Genomic DNA, 19,466 nt, shown 5'->3' with positions numbered 1-19,466 from the left:
GTGAAAGAGAAGTTTTATACAGTTAATGATAAGAATAGAGAAGAGTTTTATAAGATTCCCAAAGACCTATTTATATTAAAAAGATATGCTAATTTAAGCAATGAAGCAAGAATGTTATATGGAATTTTAAAAGATAGATTAGATTTATCAACACGAAATAACTGGATAGATGAAGATGGATATATATATTTTAATTATTCAAGACAAGCTATAGCAGATCTTTTAATGGTAAGTTTAAATACGGCTAAAAGCAGATTTAAGGAACTTAGAGATGTTGGTTTACTTATAGAAAAGAATTCAGAAAAAGGACAATCACTTAGATTATATTTATGTAAGATTATATCAAACAATGAAGAAGAAAATATTATAGATTTAGATAAAGATGATAATGAAAAAGTATCTCAAAAGGGGTCAAAAATTGATGGGGGTCAAATTTTGACCGGGTCAAAATTTGGTTCTGAGGGGGGGCAAAATTTGGCCCCTAATAAGACTAATATAATCAAACTAAATATATATAGTCATTTTAATTCAAAAAACATAATTGTTCATAGGCAATTAAATTCTAAAATAAGTAATGCAATTACTAAAGCTTTAAAAGATTATAGCCATAAAGAAATTATAAGTGCTATAGATAATTATGCAGAAATATACCATAGTGACTTCTACTATGAACATAAATGGTCACTAGATAAATTTTTAAAGCAAGACAATGGAATTTCCAGATTTACAGATGAGGGTGATATTTGGAATAGCTATTTATCTAAAAAAGAAATTGCTAATTCAAATAATCAGTTTAACAACTCAGTTGAGGAAGTTAAGGATAAAAAGAAACCTATAATAACTTTTGAGGAGGCTATGTAAGATGATTAATAATGTTATGCCACAAAATATAGAAGCTGAAGTAAATTTGCTTGGTTGCTTAATAAATAATTATAAAAAAATTGATGATGTAAGCTATATCCTAGATACTACAGATTTTTATTTAGATAAACATAAAGCTATATATAAATCAATTTTAGAATTAAATTCAAAAGGAATAGTGGACTTAGTTACTTTGACAAATTATATAAGGAGCAAAAATATAATAGAACAATGTGGTGGAATAAGTTATTTAAGTGAATTAGTCGCAACAGCTTTATATAGTTTCAATGTTATTGATTATGCAAATATAGTTAAAGATAAATCAAAAAGAAGAATATTAATAAATACAGCAAGACAAATGATAGAAAAGTCATATGGAGATACAGATCTTGAAAATATAGTTGAAAGTATAGAGGATGATTTAGTTATCGCAGCTAGTAAAAATAAAGAAGATGATCCAGTAGCTATTTCAGATGCAGTTAATAATGCATTATTGAACATTGAATCTAGATGGCAAGAAGGTGGGAAGATTCAAGGTATAACAACAGGATTTAAAGAAATTGATAAGGTAATTTCAGGACTTAAAAAAGGTGATTTTATTATACTAGCAGCAAGACCATCAATGGGGAAAACTGCTTTTGCACTTAATGTTGGTCAATGTGCATCAAAGGAAGGGTGTGTAGGAATATTTTCTTTGGAAATGTCGCAGGATCAAATTATGAATAGGTTAATAGCTTCAAGATCATTAGTGGAGCTTGGCAATATTCAAAATGGAAAACTTAAAGAGGATGAGTTTGAAAAAATAGCAATAGCAGCTAATGATTTAGCAAATAGAGAAATATTTATAGATGATAAATCTATGACTATTAATCAAATAGAAAGTAAGTGTAAAATTATTAAAAGAAAAAATGGACTAGATGTTGTTATTATAGATTATTTACAACTTATAGAAGGAACAGAAAAAAATACTTCAAGAGAACAGGAAGTAGCTAAAATATCAAGAAAATTAAAGAAGTTAGCTATGTCATTAGATATAACAATAATTGCATTATCACAGTTATCTCGTGCACCTGAACAAAGAGCAGACCATAGACCAATGCTTTCAGATTTAAGAGAGTCTGGAGCAATAGAGCAAGATGCAGATGTAATTATATTTTTATATAGAGATGAATATTACAACAAAGAAAGTGAAGATAAAAATATTACAGAAGTAATACTTGGCAAAAATAGAAATGGAGAAGTAAAGACAATTAAGTTAGGCTGGGTTGGTAAATATCAAAGATTTAGTACTCTTGCTTGGGTATAGGAGGTAATGGGATGAGTAACTTAAAAGAAGTTAGCATTGATGAATTAATAGCAGAAATAACAAGAAGAGAAGGTGTAAGATCCATGATAATAAGCAAAAATGAGTATGTTAAATCTCAAGTACATTTATCATATACATATGATAATGGAACAAGATATTTAAAATCACATGGACCAGGAATTATATTGGAAATTATTAAAGATAAATAAGAGTTTATTACAGAAAGAGAGATTGAAATGGAATTAAGAAATAGAAGTTTTGTGTTAGTTGATACTGAAACAACAGGGTATGATGAAAAGAAACATCAAGTGTTAGAAATAGGACTATTAATTATTAAGGACATGAAAATTTTAGCTGAATTAGAGGTTAAAGTTAAACATAAAGAATATCTTTTAACTTCTGGAGCTATGAAAGCTAACGGAATAGATATTATGGAACATGAAAAAGAAGCTTTAGAAGAAAAGGAAGCATCAGAATTAATATTAAAATTCTTAAATGACAATAAAAGTGAAGAAGAAGGCTATATAGTTCTTGGGCAAAACGTAGGGTTTGATGTTAAGTTTTTAGAAGCTATGTTTTTAAGATGTTATTTAATAAAAGAATATAGAAAAGTTGTAAGCTATAGAAATTTAGATTTAATGCAATTAGCCCTTATAAAAAATCTTGAGGGAAAGATTAATTTAGAAAAACAAGATTTAGACCATATCCTAAGTAAATTAGACATTGATATTCCAGTTAATAGGCATAGAGCATTAGTAGACTGCAAACTAGAGTATGAAGCTATTATTAAATTATTAAACTTATAGTTTTAAAATAATTGATTTAAACAATAATTTAGATAAACAATGCTTTAAAGCGTTTTTATAAATAATTTAAGAAAGGAACTTTGGACAAGCTATTATGTAGTGGGGATTATAAAATAGAATGTTTTAAGAGCCTTTCTAAAGTATTTATCTGGAGTGGATTATGGATAAAGAAATTTTAGAGAAAGATGTAATAAAAGCAGTAGGATATTATTTTAATGGACTAAGTGCTAAAGAGGCTATAAATAAAGCTTTGGAAGAGATAGGAGTAAAAATAAATAATATGGAGCTAACTTGTTTATATAGAGATAAGTATGATGGTGTAATAAAAGAAATTAAGTTTGATAGTTATGATTTTTTTGGTAAATGGGTAGCTGATAATGCTACAGAAATAGAGCTTATAGATGTTACTCAGGAAGAAGATTAATGAATAATTTGAAATTATTGTAAAGGAGATTTAGGAGTTTTTATGAAAATATGTGATGGATTTGAATGTGATAATGAAAAATACAATAGAGGGTGTATTTGCTGTAATGAATGCGTTGTAAGGGATTGTAAAGATAGATGTGAACAAGAATGGAAAAATTGTGGTCAAGGTATAAAAGAAATTTTTAAATTAAAGTAACGAACAATTCAAAATTAGTGTGAGTAGAAGGAGAAGAGAAAATGAGCAAAATAGTTAAAGGTTATGAATTGCCACTTACAACTTATGATTTATCAGAACAAGACCATAAAGAGGTGTTAAAGGGTGCTTCAATAGAGGTAGCTTGGGGAGATGATAAAATTGTTTTAGAGAAATTAGTATGTGGTTGGGAACATTCTAAATTAACAACTAAAACTAATGCAATTAAAAAGAAACTTAAGATTTCAGAAGTGCCAGTTGCGTATCAAATTCAAAAATTTGATTTTAGAATTATACCTTTGTATAGAATTTTAGATGAAGAAAAAAAATAATAATTTTGAAAGGTGTTCATCACGAACACCTAATATTGTGAAAGTGAGATACGATATGTTAATAGATGAAAAAAAATATAAGATATTTAAAAAGCAAGTAGAGGATAAATTACAAAAGTATTATTTTTACTTAATAAGTTTAGAAACACCAGGATTAGGGCAACCAACAAGATGGGATCAAGTTTATGAAAAGAGCAATCATCCATCAGATCCAGTAAGTAAAGTAGTAGTTGATGATGAATATAAAAGAATATTAGTTAATGCTATAGAAAATGTATATGATAGATTAGATGTTAAATCACAAGAAATTATAAAGCAATGTTATTTTGAAGATAACTTAGAAAGACCAGAAGAAGTTATGAAAAAACTAGGAATAAGTAAAAATAGATATTATGAATTAAAAAAGATAAGTTTATATAAATTTATGATAGGCTTAGGATACTGCTAATAAAAAAATATTATAAAAATAAAAAAAAGGCACTCTACCCAACCGACCAAAGTTTGTAGAATTGCCTGAAGACAAACAATACCAAATGAATATTGCTTTAATAATTATAGCATAATTCTAATGGTATAATCAAGAAAGGAAAGATAAATATAATGAGTATTTATGTATTATTAGAATATGTTGAGGAATGTAAAGAAAGAGGAATTGAACCAACTTTTATTGGATTAAAAGAGTTTAAAAAGTTATGGAGAGATTAAAATTTTTAAAAAAAGGAAAAAACAAGGAAAAAATCGGGAAAATAACATAGACAACTAAAAAACTAATTGTTAATATTATGATATAGTGAGAAAACTGTATAAATTTAAAAATATTAAGCACAGGCGTTAGAGCTTGTGCTTTTATTTTATCTAAAAGGGGTGAACATATGAGGATAAAAGATATATTAAAGGAAAATCAGCCCGGAATATATGGTAAGTTACACTATGAAAAAGAAGAAAAACTTACTATGAGAGATTTAAAAAAACTTATGAGTCATAGTTCTTACAGAAGATGTTCTGGAGCAATTAGGCAGGTGAAGCAATGAATACTGTTGAGCCTATAAGGGATTTTTCAATGATACTAGATATAGCAGATTATTTAAAATCTAAAAATAAAAGAGATTATGTATTATTTATGACTGGAATATATCTAGGAAGAAGAGTAACTGACATGTTATCTTTCAAGGTTAGAGATGTAAAGAATAAAAGTTATATCTATTTTAGAGAAGGAAAAACAAATAAAGAGTCTAGAATAGCAATAAATGATGAACTTAAAAAAATATATAAAGAATATACCAAAGAAATGAATGATTATGAGTATTTATTTAAAAGTAGACAAGGAAAAAATAAGCCGATAACAAGACAAAGAGTTTGGCAAATTTTAAATAATGCAGCAAATTATTTTGAGTATAAAGAAAATATAGGTTGTCATACATTAAGAAAAACTTTTGGATATTGGTTATATCAAGAAAGTAAAGATGCTGTTGCTATAAAAGATTTATTAAATCATAGTGATATTTCAGTAACCAAAAGATATATAGGAGTTACTCAAGACAGTAAAGATAGTTTAGTTAAGGGATTATCGTTTAATAGTAATAAACGATGATTTTTTTATTTTTTACTATTATGTTTTACTTATTTTGATGATGTAAAAATAAAGTATAAAAATTTAAAGCATATATTAGTAATAATTTTTTTATGAAAGTTTTACAGAATTACTAGATAAGTAAAACTAAACAAATTTATAAAATATGCTTTAAAGTAAGTAATATCAATGCTTAGAGAGGAATGTGATAAGTAAGAGAAAAAAATAGAAGTTATAATTAAAAAATAATTTGGGAAATACCTTTAAAAATTTAGGTTTTAAAAAGTCAATTGTCCAAAATGTTAGGAGGTGTTTTTACATGGCAAAAAGTAAACTTAATGATGTTTTAAAAAGGCTTGAAGACATTGAAACTTGGGCGTCTATGGGATTATCAGAAAGTCAAATTGCTTATAATTTAGGGATAAGTAGGTCAAGTCTTGAAAACTATAAAAAGCAGAATTTGGACATTGTAAACAGTCTAAAAAGGGGTAAAAATAGAGCTAGTTTTAAGGTTGAAAATGCATTATATAAAAAGGCTACTGGATATGTTATTAAAGAAACAGTTCCTTGTAAAGTTAAAGAAAATTATTATGATGATAATGGAAATAAATGCATGAAAGAAAATATAGTGGTAGTAGAAACTGAAAAGGAAGTTCCAGCAGATATTCAAGCTATAAAATTTTGGTTGATTAATAAGGAAAAAGGAAAGTGGAAAGAGAATCCATCAAAAGTTGAAATTGATAGAGCTCTATTAGAATTAAGAAAAAAACAAGCAGAGCAAGGTGAATGGTAATGAGTACAGGTGTATTAAAAAAGTTTTATTCATCAGATGAATGGTTAAGATTTAGAGAAATAATATTACTTGATAGACGTAAGCATGACGGTATACATTGTGAGAGATGTGATAAGAGAATAGTAATATCAAAGCACATACAAGTACATCACATAATAGAACTTACGGAAGATAATTATACAGATAAGATGATAAGCCTTAATCCTGATAATGTAGAAGTGTTATGTCACATATGTCACAATAAACATCATGGACGTTTTAGTGGCGGAGGACATAAGAGAAAAGAAAAAGCGGTATACATTGTCTATGGACCACCAATGAGTGGAAAGACTTCATATGTAATTGAGCATATGGAGAAGGGAGATATTGTTGTAGATATGGATAGTCTTTATCAAGCGGTTACATTGCTTCCTAAATATGATAAGCCAGATAATCTTAAATATAATGTTTTTGCTATAAGAAATTCTATAATAGAAAATATTAAAAGAAGATATGGAGGCTTTAGAACAGCGTGGATTATAGGGGGATATCCTAGAAAAGTAGAAAGAGAAAGACTAGCAAAGGAAACAAATGCTAATCTAATATTTTTAGATGTAGATAAAGAAACATGTATAAAAAGATTAGAGTCATGTGATGACTATAGAAGTGATCATAAAGAAGAATGGATAAATTATATTGACAAATGGTTTTCTGAATATAGAAGATAACCCGCCCCATATAAAAATTTTTTGGCCTTAAGAAGGACCGAGAAGGAAGATAGGTAATTTGTATACACACTAAAATTTTGACTTTTTTTGAAAAAGTTTTTGAAATGAGGTGTAAAAGATGAAAGTCAAAAAAGAATATGAAAGAATAAAAGAAATATTTAGCAAAGCAGATGAAACACTATTAAGTTTAAATGATGGTGCTATTTGGGAAGCTGCAAGAATTAAAGTAGAGCTTGACGAACTTCATGAAATAATCAAGGCAAGTGGCCGTATAAAAATAAATCCTAAAAATCCAGCAATGCAAAAGGAACTACCAGTATCAAAAACTATTGAAAAGATAAGAGCAAGTTATATTAATTACATAGTCAAATTATCTAAGATATTAGGTACTACTTTAGAAGATGATGAAGAGGAATTAAGTGACTACGAATAATGATGTCTTAAAAAGAAGTTGGATACTTAAATATATTGATTTAATTGATAATGGGGAAATAAATGTTGGAGAAGAGTTGTATTTACAACTTGAAAAATTAAAAAAGGAATTAACAGATCCTATTTATCAAAACATAATGAATATAAAAATGGATTTTGAAGATTCTGAAAAGCGTATTAAATTTATTGAAAATGAATGTAAGCATTTTGAGGCCCCACATGCAGGTAAGCCGTTCATATTAGAAATATTTCAAAAAGCATTTGTTGAAGCTATATTTGCTATAAAAATATATGATGAAGAAGTTGGAAGGTATGTCCGAAAGTATCAGGATATACTTTTTTTAGTTGGCAGAAAAAATGGTAAAACTCCACTTATTGGAGCGATTTGTTTATCAGAATGGTTTTGTGGAGAGATGGGAAAGAAAATTCTTTGTGCTTCTAATGATTATGAACAGGCAGGGTTAATGTTTGACGCTATAAATTCTATGAGAGAAGAAAGTAGAACTTTAGAAAAAGTTACTAGAAAAAATCTTAAAGGAATTTACTTCGGAAATCCTAAGACTAAGAAGAAAAAAGGAAAGTTTAGTTATCAAAATAAAGGTAGTATAAGAAAACTTTCAGCAAAATCAGGAGCAAAAGAAGGGCGTAATATTGGTATTGGTGCAGTAGATGAAGTTTTTGAGATGGAAGATGATACTCTTGTAATGCCTATAAGACAAGCTTTATCAACTCAAGATGAGCCGTTATATTTTGAATTAACCACAGAAGGATTTACCCAAGATGGGTATTTAGATAAAAGGTTAATTGAAGCTAGAAAGGTTCTAAATGGAGAAAAACAAAATGAAAGATGGCTTATTTGGTTATATACCCAAGATTGCGAGGAAGAAGTTTGGGAAGATGAAGCTAGTTGGCAAAAAAGTAATCCTGGAATAGGGAAGATAAAGAAATGGTCATTTTTAAGAAGAATGATTGAAGAGGCAAGAGATAGTTCTAGTGTTAAGGCTTTTGTATTGGCCAAAGATTTTAATGTTAAGCAAAATAATGCACAAGCATGGTTAAGCAAAAAAGTAATTGAAAATGAATTAAAAGCTAAGCTGGAAGACTTTAAAGGTAGAGTTGCAATTGGTGCTGCTGACCTTTCAGAAACGAACGACTTAACAAATGCGAGAATATTATTTTATGATCCTAAAACAAAATCAAAGACAACTTTTTCAAAATATTTTATTCCAGAGGCTAAATTGCGAGATATGGAAGAGGGAGAGACAAAGAATAAATTTAGAGAATGGATAAAAGAAGGATATATTCACTTGTGTGAAGGCAATGAGGTAGAGCAATCAGATGTAGTTGAATGGTTTGTTATGCTTTATAAAAGATATAAAATAAAAACTTTTGTTACTGGATATGATAAATGGCAAGCTAAAGCATTTAAAAGTGGCATGGAAGATTACGGCTTTGATGTTGAAAAGATAGGGCAAGCCTTTGAATTATCAGCAGCTATGGATAAAGTTGAAGCAGATTTAAAAGATAATTTATTAAATTATGCACAAAATCCAGTTGATATTATGTGTTTAAAAAATGTATCAGCTAAATGGAAGAGTGATGGAACTAAAAGAGCTCCTGTTAAGGTTCAAGGGAAACCAGATAACTGGATAGAGGGAGCAGTAACAATATTAATTGCCTATGAAACGTTAACCCGATATAAAAAGGATTATGCTGATATAGTGGGGAGGTGAGTAAAATAGGAATATTTAATTTTCTTAAAGGTGCAAAAAAGACAATGCAAAATATGAAATATGCAAAAATGATGAATGGCTATACTCCTGTATTTAGTCAATTTGGAAATGATGTATATGCAAGTGATATAGTTCAAAATGCAATATCAATAATATGTAACGATATGAGTAAGTTGTTACCAAAACATATAGTAATAGATCCTAAAACAGGAATGCAAACAGTAGTAAATGATGAATTAAATAGATTATTGAAATTTGGACCAAATCCATTAATGACAACATCAGATTTTATTTCTAAGATTGTATTTCAATATGAATATAATAAAAATGCATGGATATATCCAACATATAATAAAATTCCTTTAGAAAATGGCAAGTATAAAAGATACTATACTGGTTTGTGGCCATTAAATCCAAGATCAGTTGAATTTTTAGAAGATACAACAGGAAAATTATTTGTAAAATTTTATTTTGCTGATGGAGAACCATATATACTACCTTATAATGACGTTATTCATTGGAGAAAAGATTATAGTTTAAATGACTTTATGGGTGGAGATGAAAATGGAAATCCAAATAATAAGGGATTATTAAAATTATTAAGTGCTAATGATACAATACTTCAAGGTATAGAAAAAGGTGTTAAATCTAGTTTTGCTATAAGAGGGATTGTAAAAATAAATACACTGCTTGATGATGAGAAGCAGGAAGAAGAACGTTTGAAATTTGAAGGAAAATTAAAGAGTGGAGAAAATGGAATATTAGCGCTTGACAATAAAAGTGATTATATTCCATTAAAGGTAGATCCGAAATTCATTGATAAAGATACAATGGAATTTATTGATAACAGAATATTATCAAATTATGGGGTATCCAGAGCAATATTTAATGGTGATTTCACTGAAGAACAATATCAATCTTATTATGAACGTAAATTAGAAGCAATGATTATAAGCTTGGGAAGAGCTTTTACAAAGACACTTTTTACTAATAGGCAATTAGAAATAGGCCATGAAGTAATATTTTATCAACAAGGTTTAATGTATATGAATACAACAAATAAAATAAATGCTGTAGACATATTAACAAGGATTGGAACCTTAACAGATAATCAAGTTTTATCTGTATTTGGATATCCGCCATTTGAAGGTGGAGACGTAAGAAAGCAATCTTTAAATTATATTAATAGAGAAATTGCAGACCAATATCAATTAATGAATTCTGTGAGTAAAGGAAAGGAGGGGAAGAATGAGCAAAGTTAAAAATGAACAAAGGTACATTGAAATGAGAGCTGTAGACAATGAAGAGGGTAAAATGATAATTGAAGGTTATGCAATTACATATGATCAACCTGCAACTCATACATATGGTTGTAGAAAGTTTACAGAAGTAATAAAAAGAGGTGCTTTAGATTATACAGATATGGAAGATGTTCCATTAAGATATAATCATAATGATACTTGGTGTATTATGGCCAGAACTAGAAATAAAAGTTTACAGTTAATCAAAGATGAAAGAGGTTTAAAAATAGTAGCAGAGTTAATTGATACTCAAAGCAACAGAGACATCTATAAATCTATCCAGGAAGGGTTGATTGATAAGATGTCTTTTGCATTTTCAGTTTCTGATAAAGGGGACAATTGGACATATGGAGATGAAGAAACTGTAAGAGAGGTTACAGCTATAAGGAAGTTATATGATGTAAGCGTAGTTGATACACCATTTTATGATACAACTTCCGTATATGCGAGAAGTTTTGAATTATTAGAAGATAATTTAAATCAAAATGAAGAAATAGAATTAATAAAAAGAAAAATAGAATTTCAATATAAAAATAAATAATTAAAAAGGAGAAATTAAATTATGAATTTAGAACAATTATTACAAAAAGCAAAAGAAAAAAGAGGCGTTATATATGAAAAGAGCAAGACTGTAAAAACTTTGGAAGAAATGAGAGCACTTGAACTTGAAATGTCACAAGTAGACATGGAAATTAAAAATTTAGAAGAGCAAATAGCAGAGAGAGACGCAGGGATAACAGAAGATCCAGCAGCAAGAAAAGATGAAGGAGAAAGTCCAGAACAAAGAGCTTTCAATCCGTTAGCAACATATGGTAGACAAACATCAACAAGGAGTGTAGAAGGAGAAGAAGATATGTATAGTTCATTAGAATATAGACAAGCATTTAAAAATTATATAGTTAGTGGAACGCCAATTCCTGAAAAATTTAAAAATGAACAAAGGTCAGCGGAATTAACAGTTGTAGGAGATGTTGCTGCAGTTATTCCGACTACAATTATGAATAAAGTAATTGAAGATTTAACTGTAGAAGGAAAGATAATTAATAAAATAACACAAACTCAATATCAAGGTGGAGTTGCTATTCCTATTAGCGAAATAATGCCAGAGGCAACATGGTTATCAGATGAAAGTTCACCATCAGATGAACAGAAGGGGAAAATGGAAGCGAAAATAACATTTGGATATCATATGTTAGAGGCAAAGGTTGCAATTGGATTATTAGCAGCAACAGTAGCTTTACCAATATTTGAGCAAACAATGGTGAAGCAACTTAAAAAGGCCATGATTAGAGCTATTGAAACTGCAGTTGTAAGTGGTTCAGGAAGTGGTCAACCTTTAGGATTAACAAAAATTGCAGATTTACCAGAAAAGAATATTGTAACATTTAATACAACAGAAGTAGGAACTGTTAAAGGTTGGGCAAAGGCTGAAGCTGCAGTTGATGAAGCATATGATAATGACAGTTTAGTTTACATGATGAACAAACAAACTTGGGAAATGCATTTAAATTCAATGGTAGATACTACAGGGCAAAAGATAGGTTTAGGAAGAATAGATGAAAAAGGAAGAAAAATATTAAATGGTAGAGAGGTATTAACAACAGACCAATTCAAGGGATATGATAATGCTGCAGAGGATGAAGTATTTGGAGCATTAGTGAACTTAGAACAATATTTATTAAATTCTAATTTATCTATGTACTACAAAAAGTATTTTGATGAGGATAAAAATAAGTGGATCCATAAATGCTTAATGATTGTAGATGGAAAAATGGCAATAGGAAAGGATAGCTCTAATAAATTAGTAGGTGCAGGTGGATTAATTTATTTAAAGAAAAAGAGTGCAACTAGATCAAGAAGTAAAAACCTACAAGAAGACTTACAATTAGATAAGGAGTAAATATGGACGAAGAAATTTTAAATTTTGTGTTATCGGATTTAGGGATTACCACATATGACGAAGATGTTTTAAGGAATATAAAAGGTAAGATAAGAGCTGTTAAGCAATATCTTATAAATGGTGGCCTTAAAATAAAGGAAGAAAGTAAAGAAGAGGTATACGCTTGTATATCAATAGGAGTTAATGATTTATTGAACAATAAGTCGGGGGATACTAAGTTTTCCCCTGCCTTCAAAATGATAGCAATGCAAATTTGTAGGGGGTAAATTGATATGAAATATATAAATCCTATATATTTAATAGAAACTGAACTTAAACAAGATAAAATTGGTGGCTGGATAAAAACAGATAAGAAGAGAAAAGTATTAGTCGATTTTTCTTCAATATCATTAAGTGAGTTTTATAATGCTAAAATAGCAGGCATGAAACCTGTATTAAAATTCAACATAAGAAAATTTGAATATAAAGGTGAAACAAGCCTTGTATATTTAGATACTAAATATGTAGTTACAAGAACTTACGTAAAAGATGATGGAGTTATAGAGATAGTTTGTAGTGAATTTGTAGGTGAAAAGAATGAGTAAAGTAAATATTAATGGGATATCAAAAGAATTTGCTAAGATACTTTCAGATTATAAAGAGGAAGTTGAAGAGGGAATTTCAATAGCAGGAGATAAAGTTGCTAAGAAAACTGTAAGTAATTTAAGAAAAAATAGTCCCAAAAGAAAAAAGAATGGTGGAGCTTATGCTAAAGGTTGGAGAGTTTCTACTATAAAGGGGAAAAGAATAATTCATAATAAAACTAAGTATCAATTAACACATTTACTTGAAAATGGCCATGCAAAAGTTAATGGTGGTAAAGTTGATGGAATACCACATATAAAACCTGCAGAGGAAGAGGCTATAAAAGAATATGTAAGTGAAGTAAAAAAGGTGATTAAAAGATGACATTAGAGAATTTATACGCAATTCTAAAAGCTACTGGGTATCCAGTGGCTTATTCACATTTTGAAGAAAAAACAAGTTTACCTTTTATAACATATTTAGCTGCTGGAAGTGAAAATTTCTTTGCTGATAATGAAGTATATAAAAAGATTGAAAATATTAGAATTGAACTATATACAAGTACAAAAGATTTAGAAGCAGAGAAAAAATTAGAAGATTTATTAAATGAAAATGAAATACCTTACGAATGTTCAGAGGAATGGATAGCAAGCGAAAAAGTGTTTCAAAGAATATATGAAGTGGAGATGATATAGATGACTAGAAAAAAAGAAAATAAAGTTACGTTTGGATTAAAAAATGCACATTATGTGCCTATAGAAGAAGAAACAGAAGAAAGTATAACTTATGGAACGCCTGTGAGAATACCTGGAATGGTTGAGTTAACATTAGAGCCAAGAGGTGAAATGACTGAATTTTATGCAGATGATATGTTGTATTATACTGCTGCTAATAATCAAGGTTATGATGGTACATTAAATATTGCTAATATCCCAGATCAATTCGCTATAGAGTGTTTAGGAGAAGAAAAAGACGAAACAGATGAGGTAATCACTGAAAAGGCAAATAAAACAGGGAAAGATTTTGCGCTTTTATTTGAGTTTGATGGAGATGTAAAAGCAACAAGACATGTATTGTATAAATGTAGTGCTAGTAGACCAAGTATAAGCTCTTCAACAAAAACTAATACAAAGGAGCCAAATACAAATGAATTATCTTTTGTATCAAGTCCTAGAATGACGGATTTAGCAGTTAAAACAAAAACTACAACAAATACACCAGATAATATTTATAATAGCTGGTATAAAAAAGTATATGAAAAGGCAGAGGCGATTTCTTTACAAAAAGAAGCAGAGTCAAAAGAAAGTAAGGTTAAGGAGTAAATAATATGGAAAAAACGATAGTGATTGATGGAAAGAAAGTAACTTTTAAATCTACTGCAGCAACTCCATTAAAATATAAGAAACAATTTAAAAGAGATTTCTTTGTAGACATAATAAAATTAAGTGCTTTAGATGGATTAAATAGTAAAAAAATAAACATGAAAAAAATAGACAGAGTGGACTTTGATGTTTTTTATAATGTTATTTGGGTTCTTGCAAAAACCGCAGAGCCTAAAACTCCTGATCCTATAACATGGCTTGATGGATTTGATGAATTTCCATTGTTTGATATTATTCCAGAATTACAGGAGTTAATATTATCAAGTATACAGACTAAAAAAAAATAGAAAATTCAGGCGGGGATAGTGAAAGTTTAACAACTGAACTATTCCTTTATTTATGTAAAAAAGTTGATTTGTCTATATATGAAATGGAAGAAATGACAATAGGAATGTGCCTTGATTATATGGACGAGTGGATTGAGATAAATAATAGAAATAATGAAGATAATAAACAAGCTAGAAGAGCCACACAAAGCGATTACGATAATTTCTAAAGTAAGGAGGTGAAGAGTATGGCAGGGAAAAGTAGAATAAAAGGAATTACTATAGAATTAGAAGGTAAAACTACAGGATTAGAAAAGGCGCTTAGTGATGTAACAAGTAAGTCTATGGAGTTACAAGGAGAGTTACGAGATGTTGAAAGATTATTAAAATTTGATCCAGGTAATGTTGAAGCATTAGCACAAAAACAAGATATATTAACTAAGCAATTAGAAAATACAACTGAAAAACTTAATAGATTAAAGGCGGCGCAAGAAGAGGTTGAAAAACAATTTAATAGTGGAGAAATTGGCGAAAAACAATATAGAGCCTTTAGAAGAGAAATAGAATATACAGAAAAATCTATAAGTAATTTAAAAGAAAAATTATCTAAGGTAAATAGTGGAGATATTAAAGAAGTAACAGAAGAGGTTATAGATTTACAAAGTGAATTAAAAGAAGTAGAAAAATTATTAAAGTTTGATCCAGGTAATGTTGAGTTATTAGCACAAAAACAAGAGTTGTTACAAAAGCAATTGGAAGAGTCAACACAAAGTCTTAGAAAATTAAAAGATACTCAAGAAGAGGTAGAACAAAAATTTAAAAGTGGAGATTTAGGAGAAAGTAATTACAGAGCTTTTAGAAGAGAAATTCAAAAAGCAGAAAAAGAAGTAAAAGACTTAGAACAACAGTTAAGTGATATAGATAACTCTGCAGATGATATAGATAGAGTTAGAAATAGCACTAATGATTTAAGAGAAAGTATGGATAGTGCAAAAGATAGTGCTATGGATCTAGGGGATAAAATAGTTGGTATTGGAGCAGGTGCAGGAGCAATACAAGGTATTGAGGACGCTATAGAAAAATCTCTTGACTTTGCAAGTTTTAATACTAAGGTAGATATAGTTTTTGATGTTCCTGAAGAAAGTAAAGAAAGTGTTAAAAATGCAATTTATTCTGTACAAACTTATGGAATTGAAGCGGAGGAAGCACTTGAAGGTGTAAGGAAACAGTGGGCTTTGAATAAAGACGCTAGTGATGAAAGTAACGAAGCAATAGTAAAATATGCTGGAGCCATATCATCAGCATTTAGTGATATAGATTTTAAAGAGCTTATTCAGGAAAGTAACGAGATAGCAGCAGGACTTAATATAAGTCAAGAAAATGCTTTAGGAATGGTTGACGCATTATTAAAAATAGGTTTTCCACCAGATCAATTAGATATTATAGCAGAATATGGTTCACAACTTAAACGTGCGGGATTTTCTGCAGAAGAAATACAACAAATAATGGCTAAAGGTGTAGACAATAAGAGTTGGAACATTGATAACTTATTAGATGGATTAAAAGAAGGTAGAATTGTTTTAGCTGAATTTGCTCAAGGGGTAGACGATGAAACATCAAATTTACTTAAGAAAATAGGTGTAACAGGGAAACAGTTAGAACAATGGGGCAAAGATGTTGCAAGTGGAAGTGAAAAAGGCGGAGAAGCAATGAGACAAGTTGCTATGGAGTTATCGAAGGTTGAAGACGCAACTCTTAAAAATCAACTAGGCGTTAAATTGTTTGGAACCATGTGGGAAGATCAAGGCGATGTAATAATTGATACTCTTTTATCTATGGATTATGGTATACAAACAGCAGAAGAAAATATGAATGGCCTTAATGATACAATGAGTAAAGTTAATTCAGATCCTATGGTTAAACTTAAACAAGCATTATCAGATATAGAGACAGCGTTATATCCATTATTTGAAGCCATAGCCAATATAGTATCAAAAATTGCAGAATGGATGTCAGCAAATCCAGAACTTGCAGGTACAATAGTAGCAATAATAAGTGTGCTAGGAATATTAATGGGATTATTTGCAGCAATTATGCCCATGATAGTTACTTTAACAAGTCTTGCAGGTGCTTTAGGTGTTGGGATAGGTGCAATTTCAGCACCGGTATTAATAGTTATTGGAGTTATAACAGCACTTATAGCGATAGGCGTATTATTATATAAAAATTGGGATGAAATAAAAGCTAAATGTATTGAAATTTGGGGAAGCATAAAAAATTTCTTTAGTGAAACATGGGCTAAGATAAAAGAAACGTTTTTAAATACTCTAGAAAATATAAAGAATTATGTAAAAGAAAAGTTTACTAATATAAAAGAATCTATTTCAGGAAAAATGAAAGAAGTTAAAGAGACAATATCGAACATTTGGAACAATGTCATGGATTTCTTTAGAAATATTAATTTATTTGATATTGGTAGAAATATAATTCAAGGATTAATAAGCGGAATAAAAAATATGGCTAGTAGTGTTGTTGAAAGTGTTAAAGGTGTTGTAAATGGAGCTATTCAAGGAGCTAAAAAATTATTAGGGATACATTCACCTTCAAGAGTATTTAAACAATTTGGTGTTTATACTGGGGAAGGGTTTGTAAATGGTATAACAGAAATGAAGGACGAAGTGGCAAGAGCAGGTCAAAGAATGGCAGACGCTTCAATTCCTAATATAGTAGCACCTGATTTTAGTAGTAATGGATCATCAAACGAAAACCAAATTAATGTATACTTAACAAATGAGACTAAATTAGATGGAAAATCAATAGGAAAAGAAACTAAGAAATTGGTTGTAAATGGTGTAGGAAAAAGCGCAAAAAATTATAAAGTGAAGAAAGGTAGAGTTAAAATTGCATAGATTTTTTATTGTTTTTAATAATAGAAGTAATTTAGATGTTAAGGCAATGGTAGAAACAAGACCTTCAAAGCCTTCACCAGAAATGGAGTATGAAACAGTTAGGGTGCCAGGCGGGAAAACTTTATATAGAGAAAAAGGATATAAGGATATAGAAATACCTATATCCTTTAATTTTATTTCTAAAAAGCCTAGTGAATGGGGCCGAGATTTTAGAAGTATAAAGAAATGGCTATTAAGCATTAATGATAATAAATTAAAGTTTAGCGATGATTTCGATTTTTATTATAAAGTTAATACGGTAAAAATAGATACTCCTGAAAGATTAATAAGAAAAGCAGGAAAATTTACAGCAATTTTTACTTGTGAACCATATGATTATTTAGTGGAAGGGTTAGAAGAAATTATATTAGGGAAATCTTTATTTAATCAATATGAGGAAACTAATCCTATTTATTTAATAACTGGTGAAGGGAATTTAAAATTAAATGTAAATGGGAAAGAAGTAACGGCAAATATAGGACAAAATCTTACTATTAATACGGAGCTAGGATTGTGTTATCGAGAAGATGGAACAATTAATAACGTAGCTTTAAAAGGAAGATATCAAGATTTAGAACTAAAAGAAGGAGATAATACATTTAGCTTTAATGAAGGTTTTGATATAAAAATAATACCTAATTGGAGGTGTTTATAAATGATAGAAATATATCTTAAAAATAATACTAATTATGAAAATAATGGAGATATAACATTACAACCTATTTCATGTGTATATAGTAATAGTGAAAGTATGATTACTTTAGAACATCAAATAGATGATATAGGAAGATGGAAATATATTAATACGGACAATGTATTAGCTTCTGATATAACAGGAAAGAAAGTGCTATACAGAATATTTAATATAGTAAAATCATTTGATACTATAACAGCTTATGCAAGGCCTTTATTTTATGATTTGATAGACAAAGTTTTACTAGATGTAAGACCAACAAACATGACAGGGGAAGAGGCTTTGAATTATGTTTTAAAAGATACTCCATTTACTGGACATAGTAATATAACAGCAGTTAATACATCTTATTATGTTAGAAAAAATATAGTTGAGGCTATTGTTGGAGATGATGAAAATAGCTTTTTAAATAGATGGGGCGGAGAATTTTACACAGAGAACTTTGATGTATATGTTAATGAGCAAATAGGTGAGGATAATGGAGTTAGAGTTGAATTTGGTTATAACCTTAATGCTATAGAAGAGGATATTAATTTTGAAGATGTAGTAACAAGAATTATACCAGTTGGATATGATGGTTTAATGTTAGATGGTGCTACCCTTTGGGTTGATAGTCCGAATATTAATAAATATGCAAATATTAAAGAAAGAGTTATAACCTTTGAAGATATAAAAGTTAAAGAAAGTGTAGAAGATGAAGAAGGTTTTAATACAATTGAAGAAGCAAGAGCAGAGTTAATAAGACAATGTAATTTACTTTATGAGAATGGAATAGACAAGCCAACGGTTAATTACAAAATTGATATGATTGATTTAAGTAATACAACAGCTTATAAAGATTTTAAAGTCCTTGTTGATGTAAAGCAAGGTGATACAGTAACTTGTTATATAAAAGAATTAGATATAGATGTAAAAGCTAGAGTAATTGACTTTGAACGTGATGAATTAACAGGGGAATATAATTCTATAGAGTTAGGGAATGAAATATCAAATTATTTTAATGAGCAAGTTGATATATCTAATAGAGTTAATAGTATTTTAAACAATGATGGTAGCGTGAAAGCTGGAGAGGTACAAGGATTTATTGATTCTACTAAAGCTATGATAAGAGCCCAAAAGTCGGTGGCACAAAAGCAACATATAAGAGCTATGCTTTTTGAAGATTTAGACGAAAGTAGTGAAACATATGGAGCAGTAGCACTTGGTACTTTAGGTTTTATGTGTAGTAGACAAAGAACTCCAGACGGAAGGG

At 29.1% G+C, this 19,466-nt stretch carries 26 protein-coding genes; all 26 read left to right on the top strand.

What is annotated here, in order from left to right; all coding sequences use genetic code 11:
• Positions 1–861 (top strand): replication initiator protein A, encoded by an 861-nt coding sequence (locus EJJ37_RS14320; RefSeq protein WP_166484781.1) that lies wholly within the window; start codon positions 1–3, stop codon positions 859–861.
• A 1-nt stretch (position 862) separates the two neighbouring features.
• Positions 863–2,167 (top strand): replicative DNA helicase, encoded by a 1,305-nt coding sequence (dnaB, locus tag EJJ37_RS14315; RefSeq protein ID WP_243124900.1) that lies wholly within the window; start codon positions 863–865, stop codon positions 2,165–2,167.
• An 11-nt stretch (positions 2,168–2,178) separates the two neighbouring features.
• Positions 2,179–2,376, top strand: a complete 198-nt coding sequence (locus EJJ37_RS14310) for a hypothetical protein (protein ID WP_133016257.1) — start codon at positions 2,179–2,181, stop codon at positions 2,374–2,376.
• 27 nt (positions 2,377–2,403) lie between these two features.
• Entirely contained in the window at positions 2,404–2,973 is a 570-nt protein-coding gene (locus tag EJJ37_RS14305; RefSeq protein WP_133016256.1) for a 3'-5' exonuclease, read from the top strand.
• Positions 2,974–3,133: 160 nt separating this feature from the next.
• Positions 3,134–3,397 carry a hypothetical protein gene (locus EJJ37_RS14300; RefSeq protein ID WP_133016255.1) on the top strand — a complete coding sequence of 88 codons (264 nt, stop codon included), beginning with the start codon at positions 3,134–3,136 and terminating at the stop codon, positions 3,395–3,397.
• Positions 3,398–3,439: 42 nt separating this feature from the next.
• Positions 3,440–3,595 (top strand): hypothetical protein, encoded by a 156-nt coding sequence (locus EJJ37_RS20325; RefSeq protein WP_166484780.1) that lies wholly within the window; start codon positions 3,440–3,442, stop codon positions 3,593–3,595.
• 41 nt (positions 3,596–3,636) lie between these two features.
• Positions 3,637–3,924, top strand: coding sequence for a hypothetical protein (locus EJJ37_RS14295; protein WP_133016254.1), 288 nt, complete (start codon positions 3,637–3,639; stop codon positions 3,922–3,924).
• Between the two features lie 55 nt (positions 3,925–3,979).
• Positions 3,980–4,372, top strand: a complete 393-nt coding sequence (locus tag EJJ37_RS14290) for an ArpU family phage packaging/lysis transcriptional regulator (protein ID WP_133016253.1) — start codon at positions 3,980–3,982, stop codon at positions 4,370–4,372.
• A gap of 424 nt (positions 4,373–4,796) precedes the next feature.
• Complete coding sequence (locus EJJ37_RS20320) at positions 4,797–4,955, top strand: hypothetical protein (RefSeq protein WP_166484779.1); 159 nt, start codon at positions 4,797–4,799, stop codon at positions 4,953–4,955.
• Entirely contained in the window at positions 4,952–5,515 is a 564-nt protein-coding gene (locus EJJ37_RS14285) for a tyrosine-type recombinase/integrase (RefSeq protein ID WP_133016252.1), read from the top strand. Before EJJ37_RS20320 ends, EJJ37_RS14285 begins: the two co-directional genes overlap by 4 nt.
• A 298-nt stretch (positions 5,516–5,813) precedes the next feature.
• Positions 5,814–6,287, top strand: coding sequence for a hypothetical protein (locus EJJ37_RS14280; RefSeq protein WP_133016251.1), 474 nt, complete (start codon positions 5,814–5,816; stop codon positions 6,285–6,287).
• Positions 6,287–6,994 (top strand): HNH endonuclease signature motif containing protein, encoded by a 708-nt coding sequence (locus EJJ37_RS14275; protein WP_133016250.1) that lies wholly within the window; start codon positions 6,287–6,289, stop codon positions 6,992–6,994. Before EJJ37_RS14280 ends, EJJ37_RS14275 begins: the two co-directional genes overlap by 1 nt.
• A gap of 118 nt (positions 6,995–7,112) precedes the next feature.
• On the top strand, positions 7,113–7,427 hold the full coding sequence (locus EJJ37_RS14270; protein WP_133016249.1) for a zinc-binding protein: 315 nt from the start codon (positions 7,113–7,115) through the stop codon (positions 7,425–7,427).
• Positions 7,414–9,159: a terminase large subunit gene (locus EJJ37_RS14265; RefSeq protein ID WP_133016248.1), complete on the top strand. Its 1,746-nt coding sequence runs from the start codon at positions 7,414–7,416 to the stop codon at positions 9,157–9,159. Before EJJ37_RS14270 ends, EJJ37_RS14265 begins: the two co-directional genes overlap by 14 nt.
• Positions 9,156–10,421 carry a phage portal protein gene (locus EJJ37_RS14260; RefSeq protein WP_133016247.1) on the top strand — a complete coding sequence of 422 codons (1,266 nt, stop codon included), beginning with the start codon at positions 9,156–9,158 and terminating at the stop codon, positions 10,419–10,421. Before EJJ37_RS14265 ends, EJJ37_RS14260 begins: the two co-directional genes overlap by 4 nt.
• A complete protein-coding gene (locus tag EJJ37_RS14255; RefSeq protein ID WP_133016246.1) occupies positions 10,408–11,001 on the top strand; it encodes an HK97 family phage prohead protease in 594 nt (197 codons plus the stop codon). The genes EJJ37_RS14260 and EJJ37_RS14255 overlap by 14 nt, the downstream gene beginning before the upstream one ends.
• Before the next feature lie 21 nt (positions 11,002–11,022).
• Positions 11,023–12,360 (top strand): phage major capsid protein, encoded by a 1,338-nt coding sequence (locus tag EJJ37_RS14250; protein ID WP_133016245.1) that lies wholly within the window; start codon positions 11,023–11,025, stop codon positions 12,358–12,360.
• 2 nt (positions 12,361–12,362) lie between these two features.
• Complete coding sequence (locus EJJ37_RS14245; protein ID WP_133016244.1) at positions 12,363–12,626, top strand: hypothetical protein; 264 nt, start codon at positions 12,363–12,365, stop codon at positions 12,624–12,626.
• 6 nt (positions 12,627–12,632) lie between these two features.
• The gene (locus tag EJJ37_RS14240; protein ID WP_133016243.1) at positions 12,633–12,944 is read left to right on the top strand and encodes a hypothetical protein; all 312 of its coding nucleotides are present in this window, start codon (positions 12,633–12,635) and stop codon (positions 12,942–12,944) included.
• Entirely contained in the window at positions 12,937–13,308 is a 372-nt protein-coding gene (locus tag EJJ37_RS14235; protein ID WP_133016242.1) for an HK97 gp10 family phage protein, read from the top strand. The genes EJJ37_RS14240 and EJJ37_RS14235 overlap by 8 nt, the downstream gene beginning before the upstream one ends.
• Positions 13,305–13,619 carry a hypothetical protein gene (locus EJJ37_RS14230; RefSeq protein ID WP_133016241.1) on the top strand — a complete coding sequence of 105 codons (315 nt, stop codon included), beginning with the start codon at positions 13,305–13,307 and terminating at the stop codon, positions 13,617–13,619. Before EJJ37_RS14235 ends, EJJ37_RS14230 begins: the two co-directional genes overlap by 4 nt.
• A complete protein-coding gene (locus tag EJJ37_RS14225; protein ID WP_133016240.1) occupies positions 13,620–14,246 on the top strand; it encodes a major tail protein in 627 nt (208 codons plus the stop codon).
• A 5-nt stretch (positions 14,247–14,251) separates the two neighbouring features.
• Positions 14,252–14,593 (top strand): hypothetical protein, encoded by a 342-nt coding sequence (locus EJJ37_RS14220; protein WP_133016239.1) that lies wholly within the window; start codon positions 14,252–14,254, stop codon positions 14,591–14,593.
• A 227-nt stretch (positions 14,594–14,820) separates the two neighbouring features.
• Positions 14,821–17,481, top strand: a complete 2,661-nt coding sequence (locus tag EJJ37_RS14215) for a phage tail tape measure protein (RefSeq protein WP_133016238.1) — start codon at positions 14,821–14,823, stop codon at positions 17,479–17,481.
• Complete coding sequence (locus tag EJJ37_RS14210; protein WP_133016237.1) at positions 17,474–18,175, top strand: distal tail protein Dit; 702 nt, start codon at positions 17,474–17,476, stop codon at positions 18,173–18,175. The genes EJJ37_RS14215 and EJJ37_RS14210 overlap by 8 nt, the downstream gene beginning before the upstream one ends.
• Positions 18,176–19,466: phage tail spike protein (locus EJJ37_RS14205; protein WP_193553934.1), on the top strand; the 1,291-nt coding region annotated here is incomplete at its 3' end. It lies immediately after the preceding gene.

This window comes from Clostridium cuniculi (assembly GCF_004353185.1).
GTDB classification, from domain to species: Bacteria; Bacillota; Clostridia; order Clostridiales; family Clostridiaceae; genus Clostridium; species Clostridium cuniculi.
This window is presented reverse-complemented; position numbering and strand designations above follow the sequence as displayed.